The sequence below is a fragment of the Acinetobacter sp. 18QD2AZ41W genome, assembly GCF_009829025.1.
Lineage (GTDB): Bacteria > Pseudomonadota > Gammaproteobacteria > Pseudomonadales > Moraxellaceae > Acinetobacter > Acinetobacter pseudolwoffii.
Map to the genome: position 1 here is coordinate 44,117 of NZ_WURP01000009.1, position 25,817 is coordinate 69,933.

24 protein-coding genes are annotated in these 25,817 nt (G+C 42.9%); 13 read left to right on the forward strand and 11 right to left on the reverse strand.

Annotated elements, in window-relative coordinates; all coding sequences use genetic code 11:
- Window positions 1-7: 7 nt before the first annotated feature.
- Window positions 8-1,135 carry a Re/Si-specific NAD(P)(+) transhydrogenase subunit alpha gene (locus GVV58_RS11995; protein ID WP_074383527.1) on the reverse strand — a complete coding sequence of 376 codons (1,128 nt, stop codon included), beginning with the start codon at window positions 1,133-1,135 and terminating at the stop codon, window positions 8-10.
- 972 nt (window positions 1,136-2,107) lie between these two features.
- On the opposite strand from GVV58_RS11995, the gene GVV58_RS12000 reads away from it, so the two are divergent.
- Window positions 2,108-3,295: an MFS transporter gene (locus GVV58_RS12000; RefSeq protein WP_159516645.1), complete on the forward strand. Its 1,188-nt coding sequence runs from the start codon at window positions 2,108-2,110 to the stop codon at window positions 3,293-3,295.
- Between the two features lie 14 nt (window positions 3,296-3,309).
- On the opposite strand, the gene GVV58_RS12005 is transcribed toward GVV58_RS12000, so the two are convergent.
- Window positions 3,310-3,954, reverse strand: coding sequence for a hypothetical protein (locus tag GVV58_RS12005; protein WP_159516646.1), 645 nt, complete (start codon window positions 3,952-3,954; stop codon window positions 3,310-3,312).
- 283 nt (window positions 3,955-4,237) lie between these two features.
- On the opposite strand from GVV58_RS12005, the gene dusA reads away from it, so the two are divergent.
- Window positions 4,238-5,254 (forward strand): tRNA dihydrouridine(20/20a) synthase DusA, encoded by a 1,017-nt coding sequence (gene dusA / locus GVV58_RS12010; protein ID WP_171502648.1) that lies wholly within the window; start codon window positions 4,238-4,240, stop codon window positions 5,252-5,254.
- A gap of 75 nt (window positions 5,255-5,329) precedes the next feature.
- On the opposite strand, the gene GVV58_RS12015 is transcribed toward dusA, so the two are convergent.
- The gene (locus GVV58_RS12015) at window positions 5,330-5,842 is read right to left on the reverse strand and encodes a hypothetical protein (RefSeq protein ID WP_159516648.1); all 513 of its coding nucleotides are present in this window, start codon (window positions 5,840-5,842) and stop codon (window positions 5,330-5,332) included.
- 230 nt (window positions 5,843-6,072) lie between these two features.
- A complete protein-coding gene (gene coaBC / locus GVV58_RS12020) occupies window positions 6,073-7,347 on the reverse strand; it encodes a bifunctional phosphopantothenoylcysteine decarboxylase/phosphopantothenate--cysteine ligase CoaBC (protein ID WP_159516649.1) in 1,275 nt (424 codons plus the stop codon).
- A 113-nt stretch (window positions 7,348-7,460) separates the two neighbouring features.
- Between coaBC and radC the strand changes: the two genes are divergently transcribed.
- Complete coding sequence (gene radC / locus GVV58_RS12025; protein WP_159516650.1) at window positions 7,461-8,162, forward strand: DNA repair protein RadC; 702 nt, start codon at window positions 7,461-7,463, stop codon at window positions 8,160-8,162.
- 65 nt (window positions 8,163-8,227) lie between these two features.
- Window positions 8,228-9,139 (forward strand): bestrophin family protein, encoded by a 912-nt coding sequence (locus tag GVV58_RS12030; RefSeq protein WP_004281608.1) that lies wholly within the window; start codon window positions 8,228-8,230, stop codon window positions 9,137-9,139.
- Between the two features lie 74 nt (window positions 9,140-9,213).
- On the opposite strand, the gene GVV58_RS12035 is transcribed toward GVV58_RS12030, so the two are convergent.
- Entirely contained in the window at window positions 9,214-10,068 is an 855-nt protein-coding gene (locus GVV58_RS12035) for a PHP domain-containing protein (RefSeq protein ID WP_005098107.1), read from the reverse strand.
- Between the two features lie 44 nt (window positions 10,069-10,112).
- Here GVV58_RS12035 and GVV58_RS12040 point away from each other — a divergent pair, with 44 nt between their 5' ends.
- The 4 genes from GVV58_RS12040 to mnmC are packed head-to-tail and all read left to right on the forward strand — an operon-like array spanning window position 10,113 to window position 13,505.
- Window positions 10,113-10,724, forward strand: a complete 612-nt coding sequence (locus tag GVV58_RS12040; RefSeq protein ID WP_005168649.1) for a septation protein IspZ — start codon at window positions 10,113-10,115, stop codon at window positions 10,722-10,724.
- A gap of 28 nt (window positions 10,725-10,752) precedes the next feature.
- Window positions 10,753-11,055: a YciI family protein gene (locus tag GVV58_RS12045; protein WP_005098111.1), complete on the forward strand. Its 303-nt coding sequence runs from the start codon at window positions 10,753-10,755 to the stop codon at window positions 11,053-11,055.
- A 5-nt stretch (window positions 11,056-11,060) separates the two neighbouring features.
- Window positions 11,061-11,567, forward strand: a complete 507-nt coding sequence (locus tag GVV58_RS12050; protein ID WP_159516651.1) for a hypothetical protein — start codon at window positions 11,061-11,063, stop codon at window positions 11,565-11,567.
- A gap of 39 nt (window positions 11,568-11,606) precedes the next feature.
- Window positions 11,607-13,505 carry an FAD-dependent 5-carboxymethylaminomethyl-2-thiouridine(34) oxidoreductase MnmC gene (gene mnmC, locus GVV58_RS12055; RefSeq protein ID WP_159516652.1) on the forward strand — a complete coding sequence of 633 codons (1,899 nt, stop codon included), beginning with the start codon at window positions 11,607-11,609 and terminating at the stop codon, window positions 13,503-13,505.
- A 173-nt stretch (window positions 13,506-13,678) separates the two neighbouring features.
- Here the strand turns inward: mnmC and GVV58_RS12060 are convergent, their stop codons facing one another.
- On the reverse strand, window positions 13,679-13,993 hold the full coding sequence (locus GVV58_RS12060) for a rhodanese-like domain-containing protein (RefSeq protein WP_005098114.1): 315 nt from the start codon (window positions 13,991-13,993) through the stop codon (window positions 13,679-13,681).
- 91 nt (window positions 13,994-14,084) lie between these two features.
- On the opposite strand from GVV58_RS12060, the gene GVV58_RS12065 reads away from it, so the two are divergent.
- On the forward strand, window positions 14,085-14,573 hold the full coding sequence (locus tag GVV58_RS12065; RefSeq protein WP_005098115.1) for a YajQ family cyclic di-GMP-binding protein: 489 nt from the start codon (window positions 14,085-14,087) through the stop codon (window positions 14,571-14,573).
- 28 nt (window positions 14,574-14,601) lie between these two features.
- Window positions 14,602-15,108, forward strand: a complete 507-nt coding sequence (locus GVV58_RS12070) for a DUF4442 domain-containing protein (RefSeq protein WP_159516653.1) — start codon at window positions 14,602-14,604, stop codon at window positions 15,106-15,108.
- Between the two features lie 53 nt (window positions 15,109-15,161).
- On the opposite strand, the gene GVV58_RS12075 is transcribed toward GVV58_RS12070, so the two are convergent.
- The 3 genes from GVV58_RS12075 to GVV58_RS12085 are packed head-to-tail and all read right to left on the reverse strand — an operon-like array spanning window position 15,162 to window position 16,936.
- A complete protein-coding gene (locus tag GVV58_RS12075; RefSeq protein WP_159516654.1) occupies window positions 15,162-15,587 on the reverse strand; it encodes an acyl-CoA thioesterase in 426 nt (141 codons plus the stop codon).
- A gap of 20 nt (window positions 15,588-15,607) precedes the next feature.
- Window positions 15,608-16,039: a thioredoxin TrxC gene (trxC, locus tag GVV58_RS12080; protein WP_085064696.1), complete on the reverse strand. Its 432-nt coding sequence runs from the start codon at window positions 16,037-16,039 to the stop codon at window positions 15,608-15,610.
- On the reverse strand, window positions 16,040-16,936 hold the full coding sequence (locus GVV58_RS12085; protein ID WP_159516655.1) for an alpha/beta fold hydrolase: 897 nt from the start codon (window positions 16,934-16,936) through the stop codon (window positions 16,040-16,042).
- Window positions 16,937-17,061: 125 nt separating this feature from the next.
- Between GVV58_RS12085 and GVV58_RS12090 the strand changes: the two genes are divergently transcribed.
- Together GVV58_RS12090 and GVV58_RS12095 are read left to right on the forward strand one after the other, a co-directional pair.
- On the forward strand, window positions 17,062-17,397 hold the full coding sequence (locus GVV58_RS12090; protein ID WP_005098133.1) for a TIGR01244 family sulfur transferase: 336 nt from the start codon (window positions 17,062-17,064) through the stop codon (window positions 17,395-17,397).
- Window positions 17,390-17,812 (forward strand): sulfur transferase domain-containing protein, encoded by a 423-nt coding sequence (locus GVV58_RS12095; protein ID WP_159516656.1) that lies wholly within the window; start codon window positions 17,390-17,392, stop codon window positions 17,810-17,812. Before GVV58_RS12090 ends, GVV58_RS12095 begins: the two co-directional genes overlap by 8 nt.
- Window positions 17,813-17,967: 155 nt before the next feature.
- Here GVV58_RS12095 and GVV58_RS12100 read toward each other — a convergent pair whose 3' ends face one another.
- The gene (locus GVV58_RS12100) at window positions 17,968-22,440 is read right to left on the reverse strand and encodes a hypothetical protein (RefSeq protein ID WP_005101772.1); all 4,473 of its coding nucleotides are present in this window, start codon (window positions 22,438-22,440) and stop codon (window positions 17,968-17,970) included.
- A gap of 171 nt (window positions 22,441-22,611) precedes the next feature.
- On the opposite strand from GVV58_RS12100, the gene GVV58_RS12105 reads away from it, so the two are divergent.
- Window positions 22,612-23,991 carry a dihydrolipoyl dehydrogenase gene (locus tag GVV58_RS12105; RefSeq protein WP_159516657.1) on the forward strand — a complete coding sequence of 460 codons (1,380 nt, stop codon included), beginning with the start codon at window positions 22,612-22,614 and terminating at the stop codon, window positions 23,989-23,991.
- Here the strand turns inward: GVV58_RS12105 and GVV58_RS12110 are convergent.
- Window positions 23,957-25,576: a Na/Pi symporter gene (locus tag GVV58_RS12110; RefSeq protein WP_159516658.1), complete on the reverse strand. Its 1,620-nt coding sequence runs from the start codon at window positions 25,574-25,576 to the stop codon at window positions 23,957-23,959. The genes GVV58_RS12105 and GVV58_RS12110 overlap by 35 nt on opposite strands.
- Window positions 25,577-25,817: the final 241 nt, after the last annotated feature.

Below are 25,817 nucleotides of genomic sequence, written 5' to 3' on the forward strand. Positions count from 1 at the left end.
CTTCTCCTTAACCACGTTTTAGCAGCACTTGGCCGGCATGAGTGACAAGTAGGGCTTTTTGAATTTCTTCTTCTGGATTCAGGACAAAATTCTTGTCGGCATCAAACAGCGTTTCGACAAAATTAAACACGTTACGTGCATATAAAGCCGATGCTTCAGTCGATACAGTCGAAGGAATATTGGGAATACCCAAAATTTTGACGCCGTTGTCGGTATGCACAGTTTCACCGCATTTCGAACCTTCAACGTTACCGCCCGATTCCACTGCCATATCTAAAATGACTGAACCCGGTTTCATTTTCGCAACTGTTTCAGCACGGATTAAACGCGGTGCATCACGGCCGGGTAAAAGCGCTGTGGTAATCACAATGTCAGCATTTGATACGGCTTTATCCACAATGGCAGCCTGATCGCGGATGTATTCCTCACCCGGCATCCAGCCATAACCATTCTTGGCCGCATCCGCCGCTTTTTGCTGCTCTTCGGCTGACATCGGCACATCCAGCCATTTACCGCCCAATGATTCCACTTGGTCTTTTGCTGTTGGACGCAAGTCTGTGGCTTCCACAATAGCGCCTAAGCGTTTTGCAGTGGCAATGGCTTGCAGACCCGCGACCCCGACCCCCATGATCACCACACGGGCTGGTTTGACCGTCCCCGCAGCCGTCATTAGCATCGGGAACATGCGCTGGTATTCAGCCGCAGCCAGAAGGACTGACTTGTATCCTGCAAGGTTGGCTTGAGAAGACAAGACATCCATATTCTGCGCACGAGACAAGGTCCGTGGCAAAAGCTCCAATGCAAATGCAGACACGTTCTGTGCCGCAAATTGGTCAAGCTCAGTATTACGGTAAGGATCAAACATTGCCACGATGGCGGTGTTCGGATTGAGTTTTTGAATTTCCTCACCTTTCGGTGCACGAACTTTTAAAATCAATTGACTGCCGGTGTAGGCATCATCCGTAATTTTGGCACCAACTTGTTCATAGGCACTATCGATATAGGCAGCTTTAAGCCCTGCACTACGTTCGATAATCACGCTATGTCCTGCGCTGATCAATTTCTTTACTGTCTCTGGCGTCGCAGCGACGCGATTTTCACCGACAACAGTTTCGGCTGGAATTCCGATCTGCATGAGCGTTCCTCAAGCTAATTTTTCTTAAGTAAACATCGCTTAAACGATGCTTCCCCTCAGGATGTGTTCTTGTTGAATTTTTGGATTCTAATCAAACTGTTTGAAATTACTACCTACTATTTATTTAATAAATGCCTATATATTGAACTGATGATTCATAAAAATGTTGCTGTACTGGTGCGTGGCTTATATACGCCAAATATTTATATTTGATTATTTTATAAACGATATTCATTCACCTGAATGAAAATCTGAAAATGCGCTCGGCTGATAAGCCGCCTACTTGAGATTTATTTTGTTACATTGATCTTTCTGACCAAAATTTCTGTTTTGGTTCTTTATGCTACCCGTTTCTGAATAGGTCTCTCTGCTAAGGACAGCGGCACTTTAGCTTTCCAAGTTTTCTAAATTTGACTTTATTGACAAATAAAGAACTTATTCCCGATAAGCTATCTGATCTGTAAAGTAATACCTTTTATTCAATTTAGTTATGATTTAACACCCATCGAGCTAGGGTTGAATTGATGGATGTGACACAACGAGATCTGTGGGTCTAAGGATCAATTATCTCTAAAATGATCAGACCAAGAGGAACAAAAATCTTGCTGACCATTTATTATATTAATGTCATAAACCGAATAAGTGACTAAAATAAAGTTTATGCACCATATCTGCGCATAAAATGAGAGCCATTATTTAATTTTTTTCATTTTCAGGGGATTTTCCGTTCTTTCTTTGTCCTATGCGTTGTAATAAAGCCAGCTATTGATCAAAAATCTGGCAACCTGATCATTCCTGACTGGTTTTCTAATTCAAGTCTTGTGTAGTCCTTGCGATCTAAGATCTTTTCATTGAGTCATTGTAATATTTTTCTACTTTTAAAGCCTAAAGTTCTCACTTATAGTGCCTTTCATTCCTGCATCAATGCGCTGCTTGTTTTAAATTCTCCTCGGCTTAGATAAGGTTGCTGCTATGAACACGCCCCTCGATATCAGTCAAAACAAGCCCTTATTATGGCTGATGGCGATTGCCTGTGGTTTATGTGCCGGCGCCAACTATTATTGCCAGCCACTGATTTCATCGATTCAGCAATATTATCAGGTGCCGGAATCACAAGTGGCACTCACCGTTACCTTTGCTCAAATCTCTTATGCATTAGGCCTGCTGTTTATTGTACCTTTGGGCGATATGCTGAATAAAACCAAGCTGATTCCCTTTCTCATGCTGGGTGCAGCTGCAGGTTTATTTATTTGTGCCAGTGCAATAAACCTGCCGATGCTGTGGGTTGGCACCATCATTGCCGGGTTGTTTTCCGTGGCTGCACAGATTCTGATTCCCCTGGCCACCATGGCAGTCAAACCGGAAAAAACTGGAGAAGTGGTGGGCTTCCTGATGAGCGGATTACTGGTGGGCATTCTGCTCTCGACCAGTATTGCGGGATTATTGTCCGACCTGTTTCACTGGAAAATGATCTATATCGTCAGTGGCATCAGCATGCTGGCTTTAAGTTTTTATCTGCGAGGAAAATTACCGAGTCTGCCACGTCTAAGAATCAGCTATACAGCGATTTTCAAATCTATGACGAGCTTATTAACACATGAACCACGACTGGTCTTGCGCTCTCTTACCGGTGCCTGTGCTTTTGCCGCCATGAGCATGCTGTTCTCGACCATTGCCCTGCTGCTGACCCAAGAACCTTTCCAGCTGTCTGATGTCATGGTCGGTCTGGTGACACTGGTCGGCGTCTTTGGTGCATTGTCAACTCAATTTATTGGCAAATGGGCCGATCGGGGCCATATCAAAACCTTGAGCTGGATTGGCTGTTCGATCCTGATTGGGAGCTGGCTGTTCCTATATTTTGGTGCGGTATCGCTGCTGAGCTATATTCTGGGCTATGGACTGATTAATCTGGGGTTGGCGATTACGCATAGCTGTAATCAGAATGTGATTTTCCGCCTGCGCCCGGATGCCAAATCACGGGTCAATTCACTGTATATGACCCTGTACTTTATTGGCGGTGCCTGTGGTTCGGCCTTGGGTGTATATGCCTGGCATCATGGGGGCTGGAGCATGACCTGTATAGCAGGACTCGGGCTAGCCCTAGGCGCCACCCTATTCGCCTTACTGGACCAATGGCATCACGCCCGGACAGCAGCCTAGATGCTTAACTATACTTAGCTGACTTGAGCCGCTGGATAGAAAGGTTTATTTAAATCTAGAGCAACTGAATTTTCCAATAAAATACAGATAAAGACCGGCAGCAAAGCGGCCAGAATCCGGCAGCTTTCCTCGAGTGACTTGTGGTTCAGGGAACTATGATAGGTAACTCCGCCCTGCATGAGCTGATGGTGTAATGTATATAAACGACGAAATACCCCGACTAAAATTTCGACAGAATTTCGCTCATTTAAAGCATGCTGTATGATTTTTTTCTGCGTTTCCAGTTCAGCATTACAGCGTTCCAGACTAATTTTCTGGTGACGATAATCCCAAAAACTTTGTTCCATATAGGGGTTCGCTAAGAGTGAGTGGATTGGCTGACTGTACTTTTCCCAGACAATATGATTAATCTTCTGGTCCAGATCATTTTGGCAAAGTATTTCTAGAAATTGATGCAGCTTATCCTTTCCCTGAACCCGATCATCCTCTTCTGCATAAATAGCCTGAAAACCAATCCATAGACTGATGAATTTAAAATCCAGATCTTGATCCAAGTCTAGCGCTTTTTTAAACCAGCCTAAGCCACGATGAATTTTTAAGTTAAAATGTGCTGAATTTTGTGCTTTATGGCTTTTATAAATCTCCTCCAATAACAGCATAATTATTCTCCTTATTTCTATCATTTTTTATATTGGTGTTTCTACTATCAAAATATACCATTCTGGAATGACTTGGAATTCTAATTTTATTTCTTGTTTTATGTCCTGGACTTACTGGCTTGACTCAAGTTCGCCGGGTCGTTCTGCTGATTTTATGCTAGTATTACGCCCTCTTTTTTTGCGATGTTGGCCTAGCGAGCTTGGGCAAAAAAAAATAATCTTTGGGTGATTTATTCATCCCTTCTTCTTCCATTTCGTTAAGGCATAATTTTGAATGACTGATCTGACCACCATTGAAAATAAACTTCAACCACGAATCAGTGTTGCCCCGATGATGGATTGGACCACCAAAGACTATCGCTTCTTTGCCCGTCTGTTTAACCCAAATGTGATTATGTACACTGAAATGGTCACCACAGGTGCCATCATTTATGGGGATGCCAAACGGCATTTGGACTTTAACACCGAAGAACAGCCGATCGTGCTACAACTTGGTGGCTCGAATCCTAAAGATCTCGCGATCTGTACCAAGATGGCACAGGATTGGGGTTATAACGAAGTCAATTTAAATGTGGGTTGCCCGAGTGACCGGGTACAGAATAATAAAATTGGGGCCTGCCTCATGGCTGAACCCGATTTAGTCGCGGAATGTATTGCTGAAATGCAGCATGCGGTGGATATTCCAGTGACTGTAAAACACCGGATCGGGATTGATGATATGCAGTCTTATGAAGAAATGCTGCATTTTGTCGATACCGTAGCCAAAACCGGCTGCAATAATTTTATCGTACACGCGCGCATTGCCTTATTAAAAGGTCTATCGCCTAAAGAAAACCGCGATGTGCCGCCCCTGCGTTATGAAGATGTTTATCGCCTGAAGCAGGATCGTCCTGATCTGCTGATTGAAATCAATGGCGGGATCAAGACCTATGCCGAAACGCTGGAACATCTCAAACATGTCGATGGCGTGATGATTGGTCGTGAAGCCTATCATAATCCGTACTTATTGGCTGAACTGGGCCAATTGTGGAATCTGGATGTACCGGATCGTTTCGAGATCATGCAACAAATGCTGCCTTATATTGCCCAGCGCATGGCAGAAGGTGCACCATTGTCAATTATTAGCCGTCATATTTTAGGACTGTTCCAGAACTTGCCGGGTGCACGTAAATGGCGTCAGGCACTAAGCGGTGGCAATGCCAAAACCTTGAAAGATGTGGAAACTGCGCTGTTTAATATTCAAGAAGCAATGCAACGTACTGAAGACTATGTGCGTGAACATCAGCAAGTTGAATCCTAAATACGAATTTAAAAGTCTAATCGATATAAAAAAGCACCGATCATCGGTGCTTTTTTATAGAGATGAGCGAAGACGTTATTGAGTATATGCGGTGATATTACCGACCGGAACCGGTTCTTCCTGATAAGAAACACCTTGAAATTCTGGCTCGGCAATGGGTGTGACCAGAGAACCGCGCTCATGTTCTTTTGACTCATCTACAGGTTCCAGGTCATCTAAGGCTGAAGCCAGCTGCTGTAACTCCCGATCCAGTTGCTGCCGGTATTGCTCTATTTCAATTTCATCAATAAAAGCAAAGGCATCCTCTTCGATCGCCCACCTATAGCCTCCATCGACCTTAAAGATTTTGACATTGACCGGATATGCCTCCCCCTGATAATTCAGATGAGAAATCGCTTTAAATTGATTGCCCTGCCGCTGGACAATTTTGACCTTCTGCACAGTAAAACGATAGCGTTGATAATCCTGATTGGAATTAAATTCCTGTTGCATCTGCGCTTGAATATTTCTGGCCAATTCATCCATCGAGACAAAGTAACTGCATCCAGCCAGACAGGCGATCATCCATAACACAATGATTGTTCTCATAGCGCCTCCTTCTTTTTCTTTCCTGTTCCTGCTTATAGCTGATATATGCAGTATTGTTATGCTTGCTTATTCTGTGACCTATTTTATGCTTTTTTGAAAAAACAAGAAATAAGCAGTGCATGAATCATGACTAAATTATTTAAGATTTCTACAGCTTTTTGAATAAATGATAAAAATTTACTCATAAAAAAGCCCTGAGTCTAACAGGGCTTTTTTTTGTGAAGATTCTTTTAAAAATCGTCATCACTGGATGGATCACGATGCAAGGCATCATGAATCGCTTCGATCAGCTGCTGGGCAATTTCCTGCTTGGAGGCTTTTTCCAGATCACGCTTATCCATCTGATACTGTTCGGCAAAAAATACGGTCATGGCATTTTCATCCGACGCAAAACCGATATCGGCACGTGAGACATCATTGCAGGCAATCATATCCAGTTTTTTCGCGACCAGTTTGCCCGCGGCATATTCTTCAATATTGCGGGTTTCCGCCGCAAAACCGACCATAAACGGACGTTTCTCTTGCTGGGCGATGGTCGCAACAATATCCGGATTTTTCACAAGCGCCACATTCAGCTCATCGCCAGTTTTTTTAATTTTGTGTTCTGCAACTTCCGCCACGCGGTAATCCGCCACCGCAGCAGTTGCAATAAAAATATCACAGCCATCTTCCAGCATCTGCATGCTTTCATTGAGCATTTTTACGGCAGAACTGACATTTTTGCGTTTGACGCCATTTGGTGTATCCAGAGTCACTGGCCCTGCAATCAGGGTCACATCTGCCCCAGCGGCATAACAGGCAGCTGCCAGAGCAAAGCCCATTTTACCGGTACTGTGATTGGAAATATAACGTACCGGATCAATCGCTTCACGGGTTGGACCGGCGGTGATGGTGACACGTTTACCCGCAAGCTGACCAAATTTTTCTGCGATCGCACGCTGTGCTTGATGGAAATATTCTGTGACTTGTCGTGCCAGATCTTCCGGCTCAGGCATACGGCCTAAACCCACATCGCCACAGGCTTGAGATCCGGCATCCGGCATGATCACATGCACACCATCTTCAATTAAAGTGGCCAAGTTGCGTTGTGTTGGCTTAGCTGCCCACATTTGCTGGTTCATGGCAGGCGCCACCCAGACCGGGGCCTTGGTCGCCAGATATAAAGTACTGAGCAAATCATCTGCTAGACCTGCTGCAAACTTTGCCAAGGTGTCACAACTTGCAGGTGCAACCAGTAACAGATCCGCCCAACGTGCCAGCTCGATATGCCCCATACCTGCTTCCGCTTCAGGATCCAGTAATGCCGTATGGACCGGATTGCCTGATAAGGCTTGAAACGTTAAAGGTGTAATAAAAGCCTGTGCCCCTTGGGTCATCACCACCCGCACATTAAATCCAGCATCTTTCAGACGACGAACCAGAATCGCACTTTTATAGGCAGCAATGCCGCCAGTCACAGCTAAAATGATATTTTTATGAGGAATTACACTTACGTCGAAGCTCACAAACAGGCTACCTTTCTGTTGCAGTGGGGCTCACAATAGCATTAAATAACCGCATTCCCAAGAGATCGGCTTGCGGGAAAACTGATAATTCATAATAAATAAGTCTAATAACTATGCAATTTTCTATTAAAAACTGGCCGGAACAAGAACGGCCGCGAGAACGCTTAATTCAATATGGCGCAGAAAGTCTGTCCGATGCCGAGCTACTGGCCATCTTTCTTCGTTCGGGCTCCCAGCAACATTCCGCAGTCGAACTTGCCCGACTCTTGATTCAGCATTTCGGTCATCTCACTGCCTTACTGGATGCACCTTTACAGGAAGTCAGCCAGTTTCATGGCATGGGCATCAGTAAATATACCCAACTCATGGCCGTCAAGGAACTCGGACGGCGTTATATTTCCGAACATCTGAAACAGGATGCACTGGAGCTCAATAATTCCAAACGGCTGAGAGATTATTTACGTTTTGAACTGCTCGGTGAAACTCAAGAAGTGTTTGCCGTGCTGTGTCTGGATGCCAGTTTAAGAAAAATTGCCTTTAAAAAACTGTTTTATGGGTCCATCAATGCATGTGATATTTCTATTAATCAATTGCTACGTTATGCGATTAGCCAGCAGGCGACCTCGATTGTCATTGCGCATAATCATCCGCTGGGTCGGCCCTCTCCATCCAAGGCCGACCTGGCATTGACCCGTCAGATTCAACAGGCTTGCCAGCTGGTGGATATCCATTTAATCGACCATTGCATCATTGCTTTGGAAGGCAGTTTTTCCTTTGCTGAGCAGCAACTCATCAAACCGGAAATGCAGTATTGAATAGCACTTGACAAAGCAGGCACAACTCCACAAGATCATGAAAAAAATTGTGATGATTCCAATAAATGATCGTACGTGACCAGCCGACTGTTTTTAAACTGCTGTTTTCCTGGCGGGGGACGATTTTACCTAAAGTTTTACCACCTTTAGGCGTGGTGATGCTGATGTCAGCTATCATTGGTGGCTTATCACATATTGGCTATTTTCATTTTCCAGAATTACCCCTGGTCGGATTTACCCTGATTGGAGTCGTGCTGTCGATCTTTCTCGGATTTAAGAACTCGGCCTGTTATGACCGCTGGTGGGAAGCGCGCAAACTTTGGGGTATTTTGATTGCCAATTCACGTCATTTTGACCGGGATTGCAGGATGCTGTCCCAAGGTCGCCGTGAGCGTGTGATTCAGCATGTGATTGTCTTTGCCAATGTTCTCCGTGACCGGCTACGCCATCAAACAGCCAATCCGACCGAACTGGTTGAAACCAGCGGCATGAGCCAGCAAGCGGTGACCCAGCTCTATCAACAGGCCAACGCGCCGCAATATACCTTAAGCCTGATTCAATGGGAGTTAATGCAGGCACTCAAAGAAGGTGAAATCTCAGACATCATCTATATGCAGATGAATAATCATGTGGCAGAACTAAGTATTGTCCAGACTGGTTGTGACCGGATTGCGACAACGCCTTTGCCTTTTGCCTATTCGGTCTTGCTGAATCGTACCGTCTATTTTTTCTGTTTTATTTTGCCTTTTAGCCTGGGTTCAACATTGGGTTTATTTACGCCTTTGCTGGTCGGAATTTTGGCTTATACCTTTTTAGGACTAGATGCCTTAAGCTCAGAAATTGAAGAACCTTTTGGCACGCAAAGTAATGATTTGCCACTGGACTCAATGGTGCGTACAATTGAAATTGAACTCTTAGGCACGCTGGGCAAACCAACCCCACCACCGATTCAGGCCAAAGATCATAACCTACTGTAATTTATTCTTCTCTTGCCCTTTTCTATCAGCAAAAGGCACTTCTGCTTTGCAAGAACAAAGTTCGAGTAAAGCACTCAATCAACAAAACTCTCCCAAATCCCGACTTGTCCCGGTTTTAGGCTCGGCACATTCCCGAGTCTGATCCATGGCATATGGTCGCCATGAAAGTCACTGCCAATCGAAACTTTCAGACGATGCTCCGCAATCATCCGATCGACCATCTGGCGAGTGGAACTTGGATCTACCGCTGGCGGCAGTTCAACGGCGTCGCCACCAAACTTGGCAAAGATCTCGATCAGGTAACGAATGTTGGTCGCAGATAGGTCATATTTGGTCGGATGTGCCAGCACTGCAAAACCGCCACTTTCATGAATCACCTGAACCGTGTCTTCAAGACTCAAGCCATCAAATTTGACATAGGCTTTCTTGCCTTCCTTGATGTACTTATCAAAAGCCTGTTGCGGGCGAGTCACAATACCTTTTTCTACTAAGGTTTTGGCAATATGCGTCCGTGTTACCCGATCAGGGATATTATCGACTTTGACCAGTACATCGGCATAAATATCCTGACCAATTAAAGGAATCAGTAAGTCACAGATCTGTTTCGAGCGTTCCGCCCGGATTTTCTTCTGCTGATTGAGGGCTTTTTGTAAAGGCTCAGGATTTTGCATATTCAGTGCAACAATATGCACGCCATAATTTTTCTTGGTGGCTGGACGTGACCACTGGCTGGAGATTTCCACCCCAGAAATGATCTTAATCTCATGATTTTTAGCGGCTTCTTGTGCCAGTTCCAGGCCATCCATAGTGTCGTGATCTGTCAATGCCAAAGTATGCACCGATTTCTCTACGGCAGCCTCGACCAATTGCTGTGGAGTTAAAGTTCCATCAGAAATATTGCTATGTGTATGTAAATCTACGCCGTGCATCTCTATACTATGACATTTATTTAATCAGATTTAGATACTCTAACATGAAAGCACTTTTAGACTTTGTGCCACTCATTATTTTCTTTTATTTATATAAAACTGTAGATCCAAAAGACACTGACCATCAACTTTTGCAATTGATCGGTTCTGCGGGGGGTGTCGACAATAATAATATTCTTGTGGCAACCACGGGTCTGATTATTGCTATGCTGGTGGTCTATGGTGCGTTATTTGTCATGCAAAAATTCCGCCTGGATAAGCAGCAATGGATTGTGCTGTTTATGACCGTGATTTTTGGTGGGATCACTCTGATGCTGAGCGACGATTTCTATATCCGTTTAAAGGCGGTATTGCTGAATCTGGTCTTTGCCGGCGTATTCCTGCTGTCGCCTTGGTTTAGTAAAGATAAAAAGCCACTGATTCAGCGTCTGTTTGGCCCGGTTTTCAACTTAAGTGAAAAAGGCTGGATCAAACTGAACTATGCCTGGGTCGCCATGTTTGCACTGATGTCATTTTTACATACCTTCTTTGCCTACTTGTGGCTGGATGGAAAATATTGGGGCGAATTCACGGCATTCGGTGACATGATCGTGATGTTTTCCTTTATCATTATCCAGTTTATTGTATTGCGTAAATACTTTAAGACTGCTGAATAAATCCAACTACAAACAATTGAGAATCATCATGCCATTATTTGTCGTTAGCTGTACCGATCAGGAAGGTACAGTGGAGAAACGTCTTGCCATTCGTCCACAACATCTTGCCCGCTTGCAAAAGCTGAATGATGAAGGCCGTCTGATTGTTGCAGGCGCGATGCCGAAAGATCCGAGTAATCCACAAGCCGGCTTTTATGGTAGTACCATCATTGTCGATTTTGACAGCCGTGAAGACCTGGATACCTGGCTAGAGGATGAACCCTTCCTGAAAGAAGGTGTATATGCACAGATTGATGTGAAACCGTTTAACAAAGCATTCCCTCAAGGATAAGGTTTATGCGTGTTGTTCTTGCCAGTGTTATTGGCCTCTGTTGTACCTTTCATTCTGTATGGGCAGTAGAAGTTGCCACAGTTCAGACAACACCAAACAGTGTCGCCGCTGCTGCTGTACAAGCTGCGGTCGCAACCCCCACTGCTACGCCAAAACCTGCAATCATCCCTGTGGCTGCAACAGCATCTCAAGTACTTCCGGCAACTGGAAATAAGCCACTGACTGCTGAAGAACTTGCCAGAAATAAAGCTCAGCAAGACGCCAAAGTAAAAGCTTTGGTGAAAGATCAGGCGACGCGTCTGCAACAGCTGGAAAAAGCCAATCTGGAAGCGTTAGCACAAAATCAGGAACTACAGCTCAGAAATGACAATCTTGGCGTGCAAGTACAGGTTTTACAAAGCGAACGCAGTGCGCAGATGTTCCTGTATGGTGCTGCCACGTTGGCCGTGGGCGTTTTGCTGGGCTTTCTGATTGCCAGTTACGTTTATACCAAGCGCCGCCGTCAATGGTAATCTATTCCCCTTTCGGACTTATTTAAGGTTGTAGTCGTTTTGTCGCATGCAATTCAAACCGCCGATCTCGATTGGCACTTGGTGGATGGCATTGAAGTGCCTGTCTCTAAACAGTTTGGCGATGTTTATTTTTCTAAAGACAATGGTTTGCTGGAAACCCGCCATGTTTTTTTAAATGGCAATGACCTGCCGACCCGCCTGACTGACTTAAAACCGTTTGAATATTTTTGTGTGGGCGAAACCGGCTTTGGCACAGGACTGAATATTCTGGCGTTATGGCAGCTCTGGCAGCAGACCCGTCCGGACAATCACAGTCATTTGCATGCGATTTCAGTGGAGAAATTTCCGCTCTCTAAACCCGATCTGATTCGCGCTTTAAATGTCTGGCCTGAACTCAAGCCATTGGCAGATCAACTGATTTCCCAATATCCGATGCCAATTGCAGGCTGCCACCGTTTAAGCTTCCCGGAAGAACGTTTCTCAATCGACTTGTGGCTCGGAGATGCCCATGATGTATTTCCCATCATGGAAAAAACCGCACCTGTGAATGCATGGTTTCTGGATGGTTTTGCGCCGTCTTGTAATCCAGACATGTGGGAAGAAAATGTTTTAAATAATATTGTGCGTTTATCCGAGATCGGCACCACTTTCGCTTCTTTTAGTGTCGCAGGTGTCCTGAAACGTGGCCTAAAGAATCATGGGATTTCCATTTCACGTCCAAGAGGTTTTGGGCATAAACGTGAAATGCTCAAAGCCATCTGGAAGCTATCTGAACCAGCCAATTCGGGTGCAGATCAGGATATTACTCAAAAAAAAACAGCATTAAATCCTGAGCTTGAATTTAACATACGCCAGATTGCAGTTATTGGCGCCGGAATCGCAGGTTTAAGTGCTGCTTGGGCCTTTGCACAGCGTGGCCACCAAGTCACGATTTACGATCAATCAGCGCCACTTGCTGGTGGTTCTGGTAATCCGCTTGCGCTCTTGAACCCAAAACTCTGCCCGATTGAGCAGAGTGCAGAACATTTAATGACCTTGGCTTGGCAACATGCCCTGACTCATTATGCAAAATTCAAAGCCTTTCGACCGATTCAGGTCAGTCAATTGGCACTCAAACATCCCGAGACTCTTTTAAGTCTGGCAGATGAATATCCAGCACATATTCTTTCAGTGCAAACGGCGGATGAGCAGAAACTGCATACTGAATATTCAAGTTTAAAACTTTTAGCAGCAGGAACTATTTCTCCGCATCAATTGCGTGATGAAATTTTACAGCATCCGAATATTAAATATATCCAAGCAAAAATCACCAAAATTGAGCAGCTATCTCAACCCAAACTTTTTGAAAATGAAAATTGTTTGGGTCAGTTTGATCATGCGCTGGTTTGTAGCGCCCGCGAGACAGCACAATTCTTTGAGCATTATCCGGCACTCAAGCCAATTCGTGGACAAGTGAGCTGGCTAAACAATAGCGCTCAGCCTTTAAGCAAAGATACTGCTTATAACTACGGTGGGTATTGTATGCAACTGGATGATACACATTTAATTCTCGGTGCATCTTTCCATCCCGGCCGGGAGGATACAGAGGTGCTCCCAGAAGATCATGCACATAATCATGAGCTGCTCCAGAGCGTCTTTCCAGATTATGCCGCGTCATTAGCACCGATGGACACCTGGCATGGCCGTGCAGCGCTACGTGCCCAAAGTCAGGATTACTTTCCTTTACTCGGTAAAATGCAGCCTGAACAGGAAATTTATAGTTTTGCCGGTCTAGGCTCCAAAGGCTTTTTATTTGCACCCCTTTGTAGTGAAATTTTGGCCGCCCAGATTCTGGGTGAAGCCTGTCCTGTTCCAGCAAGTCTGGTTAAAAAACTCAGCGTGAGCCGCTTTCAAAAGAAAGTAAAAGCCAAGAAGCCTTATTTTAAGCCACAAATTTAATTACCCTTTTGAATGAATCCCTCTAAGTCCCCCTTTTTTAAAGGGGGACTTTTCTCTACTTTTATGAATAAATCGAATGCCTGTAGCTCCTCCCTTTAGAAAAGGGAGGTTGGGAGGGATTAAATTTCAGCCAATAAAAAAGCGCCTTGCGGCGCTTCTTTTTAACAGAATGCTTATGCACCCTGTTCAAGCGGTAAGCCTGCATCACGGGCGGCACGAGTACCCCCCATCAGAATGACATATTCACGTGAACTGTCAAAACCCTCTAGTTTTTCAGCAGCACGTGGAGCTTTACTACCCCCACCACACAAGATGTAAATGGGTTGATCCGCTGACACCTGAGTTAGGCTCTCTGCTGAAAGATCGTTAATGGGCTGATTCACCGCCCCTTTCACGTGTGCTTCAGCAAAAGCACTTGTATCGCGTACATCCCAGATAATTGCATTTTCTGGGAACTCAAATGTTGTAATTTCTTGTTTACGGATCATTGCGCACTCCTTTGATGTAAACAACACTTGGCAAATGAAGAAAACATCCCTAGCATCTCAGATATTCTTTCCATTTGTAAAGGTCTAAACCATGCCTTCTTTCGATATTGTTTCTGAATTAGAAATTTTTGAAGTAAATCATGCAGTTCAAAACACGCAAAAAGAAATTGCGACCCGCTTTGACTTCCGCGGTCAGGACGTTTCTATTGAACTGAATGAAAAAAACAAGGAAATCAAGATTTCGACTGAAAGTGATTTCCAGTGTGAACAAGTGTATAGCATGCTCGAAAGTCATTTCTTTAAACGCAAAGTTGATATTCAGGCACTCGATCCACAGAAAATGACGGCTTCTGGTAAAAACGTGATTCAGGTAATCAAACTCAAAGATGGTCTTGACTCTGATACCGCAAAAAAAATCAATAAAGCCATTAAAGAAAGCGGCATTAAAGCGCAATCTTCTATTCAGGGTGACAAGATTCGTGTAACGGACAAGAAGCGCGACACTTTGCAACAAGTGATGACCTTCTTAAAAGAACAGCAATTTGGTTTGCCTTTACAGTTCAATAACTTTAAAGATTAAGACCATCCTGTGTCTTGAAGAAGGAATTATGACGCATCGCAATCGACTGACTAAACTGGTGAACGCCACTTCCAAATTACCACAAGGTATTCGAAGTACTTTATTGAGTAAAACCTTTGGCCGGATCGTTCCTATGGTCGGCTCTGCCAAGCTTCGCTATGTAGAGCTAAGTCCAGCAAAAGTCGTGGTCAAAATCGCCAATCATAAAGCCATGCAGAACCATATTGGTCAGGTGCATGCCTGCGCGATGGCGTTATTGGCAGAAACAGCGACCGGCTTTGTCACGGCAATGAATGTGCCTGATACAGCAATTGTACTGATCAAAAGCTTAAAGGTTGATTTTAAGCGCCCGACACGCGGTGCCATGACTGCTGTTGCTACGCTCACGTCGGAGCAGCAAGCCCTGATGCAAAACTCGGATAAAGGTGAAACCCTGGTTCAGGTCACCGTCACGGATGAATCAGGTGAAGCCCCCATTCAATGTGAAATGCTCTGGGCTTGGATTGCCAAAGATCAGCTGAAAAAATCATCATAATTTCTGCAATAAAAATCCCGGCTCTGATTGCCGGGGTTTTTATTTTAAGCCGTTTATTGGGCGAGCTGTGATTCCAAGAACTTCTGTTTCGCTTCGTCTGGAATAAGACGCTTGTTACCTTTCACATCGACAGCAACAAAGGTAAACACACCTTCAGTCACCCGAATTGGTGGGCGTGAATCATCATGACTGTCCCAAACCTCAATTTCCATCTGGATAGATGTTTTTCCAACTTTGAGAATTTTGGTATAACAACTAATCACGTCCCCGACTTTCACCGGTACCAGAAAAGTCATCTGGTTAATTGAAATCGTGGCACAACGCCCCTTTGAAAATCGTTCTGCGTGAATCGCGCCTGCTAAGTCCATTTGTGAAACGATCCAGCCACCAAAGACATCACCACTCCAGTTGGTATCTGCAGGCATTGCGATCGTCTGTAGGGAAAGAATCCCCTCTGGTCTTACTTGAGAATCTGACACTTTCACTCCAGGCATTTGAATTAGGGTTGGGTATTTAACTGCTGATCAAGCCATTTTTGCAGCTCGCTTGACCGTAATGCACCGCTTATTCTAGCAATTTCGTTGCTTTTATTCATCAACACCAGTGTCGGAATACTGCGAACATTAAATGCAGAACTTAAGCGCGGATTCGCTTCTGTATCAATTTTTGCAAAAACCACATTTGGATATTGTTTTGCGACAGTTGCAAAATGCGGTGCCATCATTTTACAGGGACCACACCATTCTGCCCAGAGATCAATCAGGATTGGCAAGTCACTATGCGTGACAAACTGGCTAAAATTCTGTTCATTCAGCTCAATCGGTGCCAGTGGAATCAGGGCTTGATGACATTGACCACAAGCAGGGTTGGCAGTGAGTTTATCTTCAGGGACACGGTTTTTGGCCAGACATTCCGGACATACAATAATCATCTAGCGCACTCCAATATGTTGATGTAAGAATTCTAATTGGGTCGAAACTGCTTTTTCAAACCATTCCCCATGATAAATATCAAAATGCCGGATATTCCACTCCTGATATTGTACAAACGGTGCAAGATTGGTCACGGTTTCGCGACTGGATTCAATCGGAATTAAACTATCCAGTTTTGCTGCAATAAACAGCACAGGAATGGTGATTTTTCTAACTTGCTGAATCGGGCGATAACGCATTAAATTAAAAAAGACCCGCGCAGGAATTTGACCACTCCAATAATAATCCGGATTCACAATCGACAGATAACCCTCGTAGCTGTCCTGTGTCGGCATAAAACACAGCTCGTAAGGATCGACCACCGGCAAGGTTTTGGGCTGCATACCGACCTTGCTTCCCATATAGTCCTGACTAGAAACCTTAAGTGCCTTGGGGAGTTGCTGCAAAGGATAAAGCCTGGCACTTTCAGCCCCATCGACAAAAGGCACCTGTACCATTGCGGCCTGAATATTTTTCAGTTCTGCTGCCAGGGTGAGTACATGCCCTCCGCTTAAGGCAGTTCCCCAGAGCACGATCCGTTGACTGTCAATCGACTTACGTGCCTGAATATGCTTGATCATGGTTCGCCAGTCATCCAGCTGGGCAGAAATCGAGACCAGCTCACGCGGTCGCCCGGTACTGCCGCCCCAATAGCGATAATCGAATAACACCACCGCATAGCCGGCACTGGCAAAATGCTGGGCATAGTGCACCAGTTTAAATTGACGTAAGGCCGCCAGACCATGGGCCATCAAGATCACGGCCGGTTTTTCTATATTTTTAGGCCGATAAAAATCTGCAGCAATCACATCATGACCGCTTTTTACATACAGTGGCTCAACTGTATAAGCCTGCATACGCGCTCCATTGCGTTATCTTATGGTGATCATCATTTATAAAAATTTCACAACAGCTTCAGCATGTTTTCCGCTTAATGCTATCATAAAGCATATCGATATAAATGAAATGATGGAGTGGCGTCATGAGCGAAAATGTAGGCTTTGCTGGTCAAATTGGTCCGGAACACGTGACTCAGGTGGTCGAGAAAGGTTTTAAATCTATTATCAATAACCGCCCGGATATGGAAGGTGGTTCTGAGCAGCCGACCAGTGCACAAATTGAAGAAGCTGCACGCAGTGCCGGTCTGGATTATGTCTTTCAGCCTGTCGTCGCTGGTCAGATTACTGAACTCGATGTACGTACTTTTGCCAATCATTATAATGAATTACCGAAACCTATTCTGATGTTCTGCCGTACTGGAAATCGCTCAAATAATTTATATCAACTGGCAAAACAGATGGACCTGCTGGATGACTAAGTCTTTTTGGAAAATTGTAGTACTGGCAAGCTGTTTAAGTGTCAGCTCACTTGGTTTTGCCGCAAATGATCTCAGCCGTGCAATGACCTCTTCGCTGAGTGTGTCAGGTGAAATGACATTAAGCAAGTTTCAGCAATTGATTCAGCAAGGTTTCAAATCTGTGATTGTAAACCGGCCGGATCAGGAAACTGGCAATAATGTCACGGTGAGTCAATTACGCTCCATTGCGGAGAAATCTCAAGTGAGTGTGATTTATCAGCCTGTGGTGAGTGGCCAGCTTTCTCAGGCCAATATTGAAGAATTTGCGCGATATTATAATGAGCTGCCTAAACCGATTTTGATGGTTTGCCGAAGTGGTACACGTTCGGTTGCTTTGTTTAATCAGGCTAAATCTCAAGGTTTGTTGCATGAATAAAGTTGTATTAGTGATGATGTGTGTCTTGGCGCTGAGTGCTTGTAGTTCTTTGCAAGTACGCCCGACGGTGGGTGTGAGTGTGGGGACGAGTTTATAATTTTTAAATTAAATTCCCCATAAAAAAAACAGCGCCGAAGCGCTGTTTTTTAATTACCTTAATTACAGTTAGTGGTCGTACCGTATGGACTGACCTCGTTTGGAGATGTTGTACCATCTGTAGAGTAATCTGTTGATAATGATGGTAAACCAAGATCATAAGTTGTACGTGTTGGTAAACTCGCTATCGTAGAAGATGCACCAACTCTTACATTTAGCCATTGAGCATAATTTTTTGGATAACGAATACTAAAATCAAATTTACCTTCTGAATCCGTAACATATGTTACAGTATTAGCTAATGCAGCACTCGACTTAGTAAAACTTACAACTTTAACTGGCACCCCATTTACTGCAGTTCCATCAGCGCTAGCAGCACATGAAGTGACATTATTAGTAACCGTTGGGAATAAAGTGTCATCGTTAGGATCGTTTGGTGTACCATTATTATTAATAGCAATATTATTTAGATAATATTGCTGATTACCAAAGACCCATTTCATTGCTGGGTCTTGTGTTGGTACAGGTGCTAATGCCCATAAATTACGCCCTTTAATATAAGAAATTGGGGTAATATCAAGTGTTACTTCTTGATTTGCCAGTGGTTTACCATCGAAGTCAATTACACTTGCAGATAGATTTCTTGTGTAATAAACATTACCACTTTCAGTTAAAGAAGAAACCTCAATATTATTAACCGCAATTACAATCGATGCTCTTGGATTTTGTACTGCCGCCTGAACAATATCCACTTGGGTTACTTGAGTCGCATCAATAAAGCCATTTTCTGTAAATTTCGCTGTTAAACGTAAATCTTCATTTGCAAATGTTGCGGCATCATAATTTCCATCTCGTTCACGCTCATCCACTTGTACTTTAAATACGGCTTGTCCGTTGGCATCTGTGGTTAAACCTGATGCTCCTACAATTATTGCGCCGTTAAGTGCAAAATTCTCAATAGCCAATTCAACGTACTTATCAGCTACGCCACCACCATTAGTATCAACCAAAGTCACAGTAACATCCGTGATATCATTACGTACATTCATGATTGGTTTAGCAGCTGCAACACGTAGACTATAACGTGCAGGCTGTGGTTGAGGTGTTGGAGTCACAATAGGTGCAGGTGTAAATGCTGTTAAATGGTGTATTTGAGTTACTGTACCTGCTTCATTAGTATGACTTGCAGTTAGCTCGATTCCACTTGCAATCAATAAATCAGCATCAACTGTACTTCCATCAATCTCAACCGAGAAGAACGCATTACCGTTTGAATCCGTAATCACTGTTTGAGGTTCGCTGGTATTGGTTGGATGCCCACTTCCTGGTGTACCAATAATTAATGTAGCTGCGTTATTTGCAGACAGCCTTACTGGCTGATTACGAACTGGCTGGTTATTTCGATCTAATAATGCAACAGTTATAATTGAACGGTCACCGGCAGTGCTTAAATTCGCTTTAGAACTCAGTATTGTTAAGTGATTCGTGTTAATCGCTTCAGTTACCGTAAAGCTAAGCGTAGTTTCAAGCTTTTCACCTTTAGGGTTAGTGATAATGCCTTTAACCTGAATACCCTTGTCTAATAAAGCTTGTTTTGCAACAGCTGAAATATCTTTAGGTAATGTAAGAGTTACTGGTAATTGTCCATTAGCTGACGTAGAAACTAAATCTGCACTCAGTTTCACACCAGCTGTAATTGCTTCAGTATTCAATGCCAAATTCACAGGATAAGCTGAATTTGCTCCAAGCTCGTCCTTAACGGCTACTTGCACTGTATAATTCTTACCTAATTCCAAATTAGATTGATCTGCTGTTAAACGTAAGTTTACAGAATCCTTTGGAATCTCAACTTGAATTGAACCTGTTTGCTGTAAACGGTCATTCGGGTTATTTAAACTTGTGCCGACTACAGCAAAAACGATACCATTTTTAATCAAGTTTGCATCGTACGCACCTTCAGCAACACGAACAGTAAATTCTGCTTCACCCTTGCTATTGGTTACAGCCGAGTTAGAAGATAAAGACACACGTGAGCTAGTTAACGAAGATAAAGCAATTTGAATTGGTGTATTTGGAATAATGGCATTGTCTTTATCTTTCGCAACAACTTTAACACGAACTTCACCACCCAACACTGACACAGTTTGAATATTACCTACATATGCAATATCCAGACCTGCAAGCTCTGGTAAAACGACTGGTGGTTGTGCAACATCAACTTTCTTTGTAACAGTAAATGCGGAACCATCTGTACGAGTTGATTTCACGACTACCGTTAAACCATTCGCAATTAGATTCGTGAGTTCAGTTACATTGCCCGCTTTTACTTTAATTGTAAATTTTGCATGACCATTTTCATCTGTGCGAATAGCTTGCGTAGAAACGTAACTCACACCATTATTTAATGCTGCATCATTTAAACCAATACTGATCAGCTGATTTTTAAGTAATTTACCATCTGTACCTTTTGCGGTGACATCAACAGTTAATGTTTGCTCTTGGCCAACTGCTAGAGTCAAACCTCCCAACATATCAACTGTAAAGTGATCAAGATCAATCACACCTTGCTCTGTCGGTGCTTTGAAATTCAGACGCAATGTTTGTGTCTTACCATTTGCTGAAGTCGCAACTAACGGTACACCTTGAATGGCTAAAGCAGCTTGCTCAGATGATAGATTCGCCTTGTAAGCAAGAGTAAAAGTGGCATAACCATCAGCTTCAGTCTGTTTAGAAGACTGACCTGTATGAGTCAAACCCAAGTCTTGTAATTCTTTATCACTTAAAGACCCTGCAATACCTAATGAAATAGTTTCACCTTTTAACGCACTACCATTTACACCGACTGCCTTGACTTTAACTGTGAAAGTATGATTTTTTGTATAATCAAATACCGCTAGTTTTGGATCTGTCGAAGTAGTAATTGGATCTATTGATAAATAGCGCGTCGCTTCTTCAGAAACTTCTTCATTAGCAACTGTAATAGCAATAGAATTGCTTACACCATTATCAGTCGTAAAATTAGCTTTAATTCCTGCTTTTACCAATGCTTCTACTGCAGCAGGTGTTTGGGCATTAGTCTTAATATTAAAAGTGGCAAACCCGTTCACCAAGTCTTTTTCCGCAGCCCCATCCAATGTTACACCATTTGATGTTGCCTCAGCATTTAAGTCAAGTTTAACCTTACCTTTAGTTGCTGCTAAGCCTTTATTATTAATTGCCTTAACAGTTACTGCAACTGAGTCATTTTTTGCATTCACTTTATATGAAGATGCAATTTCTAAACGCTGAATAGCATCGGCATCTGAAGCATTTGTATTTTCTGTTACTACATCAACAATAACGCTACCAGACTCAAGGTTAATACCATCTGTATAGGTTGCACTTAACGAAATACCTGTGTCGGATAAAGCAAGTGGATGTGTAACATCGGCCGTGCTAATCGTAAATTCTGCAATACCTTGTGCATTCGTTTTAGCAGTCGCATTATTGAGTTTAACGCCATACGCGAGCTCATCCTTTGTAAAGCTCAAACGAATCTCTTTTCCACTTAACGGCTCATGTTGATCATTCTTTGCTAATACTTGGATTTTTACAGGTGTTGTACTTTTCGCAGCAACAGCCTGATCTGGCTTAATTACTGAGAGAGTTGAGACAATCTGAGATGTGTCTTTAAATGTTAAATTTGCTATTGCGGTTTTTTCAGCTTTATGTTCATCAACTAGCAAAAAACTTAATGTTTCAGACTTACCCGCGAAAGTAGCAAGATCAGCTGATGTAAAATTACTACTCGCTTTAAGTGTATATTTCACCTCACCCTGAGCATTTGTTTGTTGAGTTGCTGCGCCATTAGTGATAATAAATTTACCGCGCATCGCTTCAGGCATATTTAAAGTAACAGACTGATTCGCTTTAATACCACCCTTAGCATCTGTTACAGTCGCAGTGACATCAACACTGCCATTTGGTAAATTTAATACTGTGCCCTGGGTCACATTGATTCTATAGTCACTGACAATCGTACTACTTTTCTTAATATTTAAAGTGTAGGGAATACTAACTGAAGTGCCGTCAACTGTAGCAGTTAGTTGCACTGAACCTTCAGCTTCTGCCAATTCAGGTACATTAATCTCAAAAATAGCTACACCATTGGTGCCTGTTGCAACCAAAGAGTTAGTGCTGGTTACGCCAAACTTATTTGTCGCAATTGTTAAGCGAATATTTTTGTTGGCAATACCACCATTGTCAGCATTTAAGGCTTTGACCGCCAAATAAACTTTTGAATTATCTGGTGCAAGTTGAATTTCTTGACCACTCGCATTCTGTAGAGCTCGAGTTAAATGCGTTGCTACATTTGACGTTTCTGTTTCTGACTGGTTATTATCATTTGTATTTCCTCCTTCCGTATTACCGCTAGATGAACCATTATTATAATACCCATCACTACCGCCCCCTCCACAAGCAACCAAAGAAATTGAAGTTGCCAAGATTGTTGTATTGACCCCTAGTTTTTTTAAATTTATAAACAAACTCATGATTTTTCCTACTGGATATAATAGTTAAGCTGCCATAAAGTTAGTCTTCTGGCTTTTACACAAAATTTACTCAAATTAGCAAAAATAAGCAATCTAGTTACATAATTTACACCAGAAACATTGTAAACCATAAATATAAATAATTATGTTTTGAGACTTGGTAATCATTCTATGTACGACCTCATCATTATTGGCGCAGGCACTGCAGGAATCAGTGCTTATAACGAAGCCATTAAATATACCCAGAATATTTTAATTATCAATGATGGCTCGTGGGATACAACCTGTGCCCGTGTAGGTTGTATGCCAAGTAAATTGCTAATCTCCTCTGCAAATCGCATGCATGATATTCAAACTGCTGAAGAACTTGCTTTAAAACATAATGCTGTCATTGATCCTTCAGATGTTATGCAACGTGTGCATGTCTTTAGAGAACGTTTTATTCGTGCAACTTTAACAGGTGTCGATCAATGGGACAGCTCACATAAAATTTCCGGAAAAGCCAAATTTATTGATCCCCAAACGATCGAAGTCAATGGACAATCCTATCGGGCCAAAAGTTTTATTGTTGCTGTAGGCTCACGCCCTAATGTTGATAAAGCTTTAAAGCAACAATTAAAAGAAAAATACATCACTTCTAATGAAATATTTGAATTTTCTCAATTACCTGAGTCTTTAGCGGTAATCGGGAGTGGCATCATTGCAATTGAATTAGCTCAAGCCATGCAACGACTGGGCGTAGACACTACCCTGTTCGCTCGTAGCCAAAAAGTAGGTGCCTTAACCAGTCCAGTCTTACAAAAGCTGGCACAGGAGCAATTGAGTAAAGAACTCAATATCAAGTTCAAAATCTTGCCAGATCAAGTTAAAAAACAAGCTGATCATATCCAGATTAATTTTACTGAAAATGATCAAGCTCAAACTATTCAAGTTGAATATATTTTGGGCGCTACAGGCCGTCAGACTAATCTGGATCGATTGGGTTTAAATCAGTTAGAGCCTAGTTTTGCTGATATCAAAAAATTGCCTATCAATGAAAAAACCAAACAACTCGCAGATATGCCGATATTTATAGTGGGTGATGCCGCACCTGATGCCCCCATTCAGCACGAAGCTGCTCATGCTGGTAAAGAAGTGGTTCATAACTGTTTAAATTATCCCGAGATTAAGCCGATTCCCGCACTCACCCCACTGGCAATCGTATTCTCTCACCCGGAAATGGCGATTATCGGGCAAAGTTTTAAACAGTTAGAAGAACAAAGTATTGAGTTTATTCGAGGATTTGCCTCCTATGAAAATCAGGGACGTGCACTGGTTCTTGCTGAAAATAAAGGTGGTATTGAAGTTTATATTGATAAAAAATCAGGCAAATTATTAGGCGCAGAACTATTCTGTTCACAAGCCGAACATCTTGGCCATCTTCTGGCCTGGACCATTGATGCAGATCAGGATATTCATCAAATCCTGGCAAAACCTTTTTATCACCCAACGCTGGAAGAAGGCCTCAGATCTGCTCTTAAACATGCTCGTCGTCAATTTGATGCATTGTAAGTGTTTGCTGACGCTCATTGAGTACATTAATCAAACGGTAACTGTGCGCAACTAAGCGATCTAACCAACGCTGAGCAGCCAATAACTCAAAAGTTTTGGCTGCATTCAGCTGATACGTTGAAGCATAAATATTAGTTTTTTCACGTAATTCGCTACGATGCTGTTTACTCCACTGTTTAAGATGTCCCATTTCAATATACAGTTGGCTCAAATCTTCAGATGAGCGAGTATCTAGCATGCTATTTCCAGCATTTTCCAGAATCTGGATAAAATCCAAGGCAAGTTGATGAATCGCGGGTTGGGTACGAATACTCACAACATGCTTTAGATTTTCCAAATCACTACGCAACACTTTCAGATAAACCATCATCCTTAATAAGCTAAACAGCCGACTTTGATCAGTGCTATTTTCAGGCACAACAATTTTTTCTAAATAATCCTGTAATTTGTAAATTAATTCGTCTTGCTGTTTTAATTCATTGGCCGAAACCAATTCTGCTGACTTGATGGCTTTTAGAATCCAGGAATATTGGGTCAATATGGTTTTAAAGATCACTTGTTCTGCCGTATTAATTGCGACCGCAGGTACTGCCAAACTGGCTTCATCCAAGGCCTGTAATAATGAATCTTCATGTGCCGGAATATATTTTACCAACAGCTGTTCAAAGGGGCGAATCAATGGCATAAAAAATAAGGCACCAAATACACTGAAGGCTGTATGAAAGGCTGCCACAATGACCACATGATCCCAACCAGATAAAAAATACTGTGGTTGATACAGCCATAAAAACAAAGGAACCAAAATACAAAATGCAAAAATTGCACTCACGACATTAAAACAGACATGCACAGCAGCAGTTCGTTTTGCATTCGCATTTGCACCGATGGCTGCCAGTACTGCAGTTGCAACGGTTCCAATATTCTGGCCAATGACGAGCACAAGCGCTTGATCGAGCTGAATCGCCTGACTTGCTAATGCAGCAAGTGTCGCTGTAATGGCGGCACTGGAGGACTGCAAAATCACAGTCATGACCAAACCGAAAAGTACTAATAACAGCTTTGCAGCAAAACTTTCGGTCGAGAAAATTGAAAGATCGAAATGTTCTGCGACACCTGACATTGCTACTTGAAGCAAATCAATTCCAAAGAAAATCAGGCCGAATCCCGCAAGCGCCAAGCCGGTAAGCGCTGTACGTCCATGTGCTAATATTTTAAGTAAAGCGCCTATGGCAATGAGAGGCAAAGCCACTTGTCCAATAGAAAACTTTAAACCTAAAAAAGCCACAATCCAGCCAGTACTGGTTGTACCGATATTGGCGCCAATAATTACACCAATGGCTTGCGAAAAAGAGAGTACGCCTGCACTGACAAAGCCAATGGTTGCTAGCGTCGTGGCTGTGGAGGATTGCACAATCAAGGTCAAGGCAATACCTGAAGTCATTGCTTTAAAAGGAGAACCAGTAAACCGACTTAACCATTGTCTTAATGTTTCACCTGCAATATCTTTAAGGCTCTCGGTCATTAAAGTCATGCCAAGCAAAAATAAACCGATTCCACCACAGAGCTGTGTAAATACCTCAAACACGCAGATTCCTAGGCTTTAAATTTTAATGATTAAAACATAATCAGGCTGATTTAAAAACAGCAAATAACCTTGAGTAAATTCAGAATATTATTTTTACTATATTTAATTTTACTATAAATTCCGCGCACAAAAAAACACCCCCTGCTTATGCAGGGGGTGTTTGGAATAATGAGCTGGCGATGACTTACTCTCACATGGGTAACCCCACACTACCATCAGCGCAAAGAGGTTTCACTTCTGA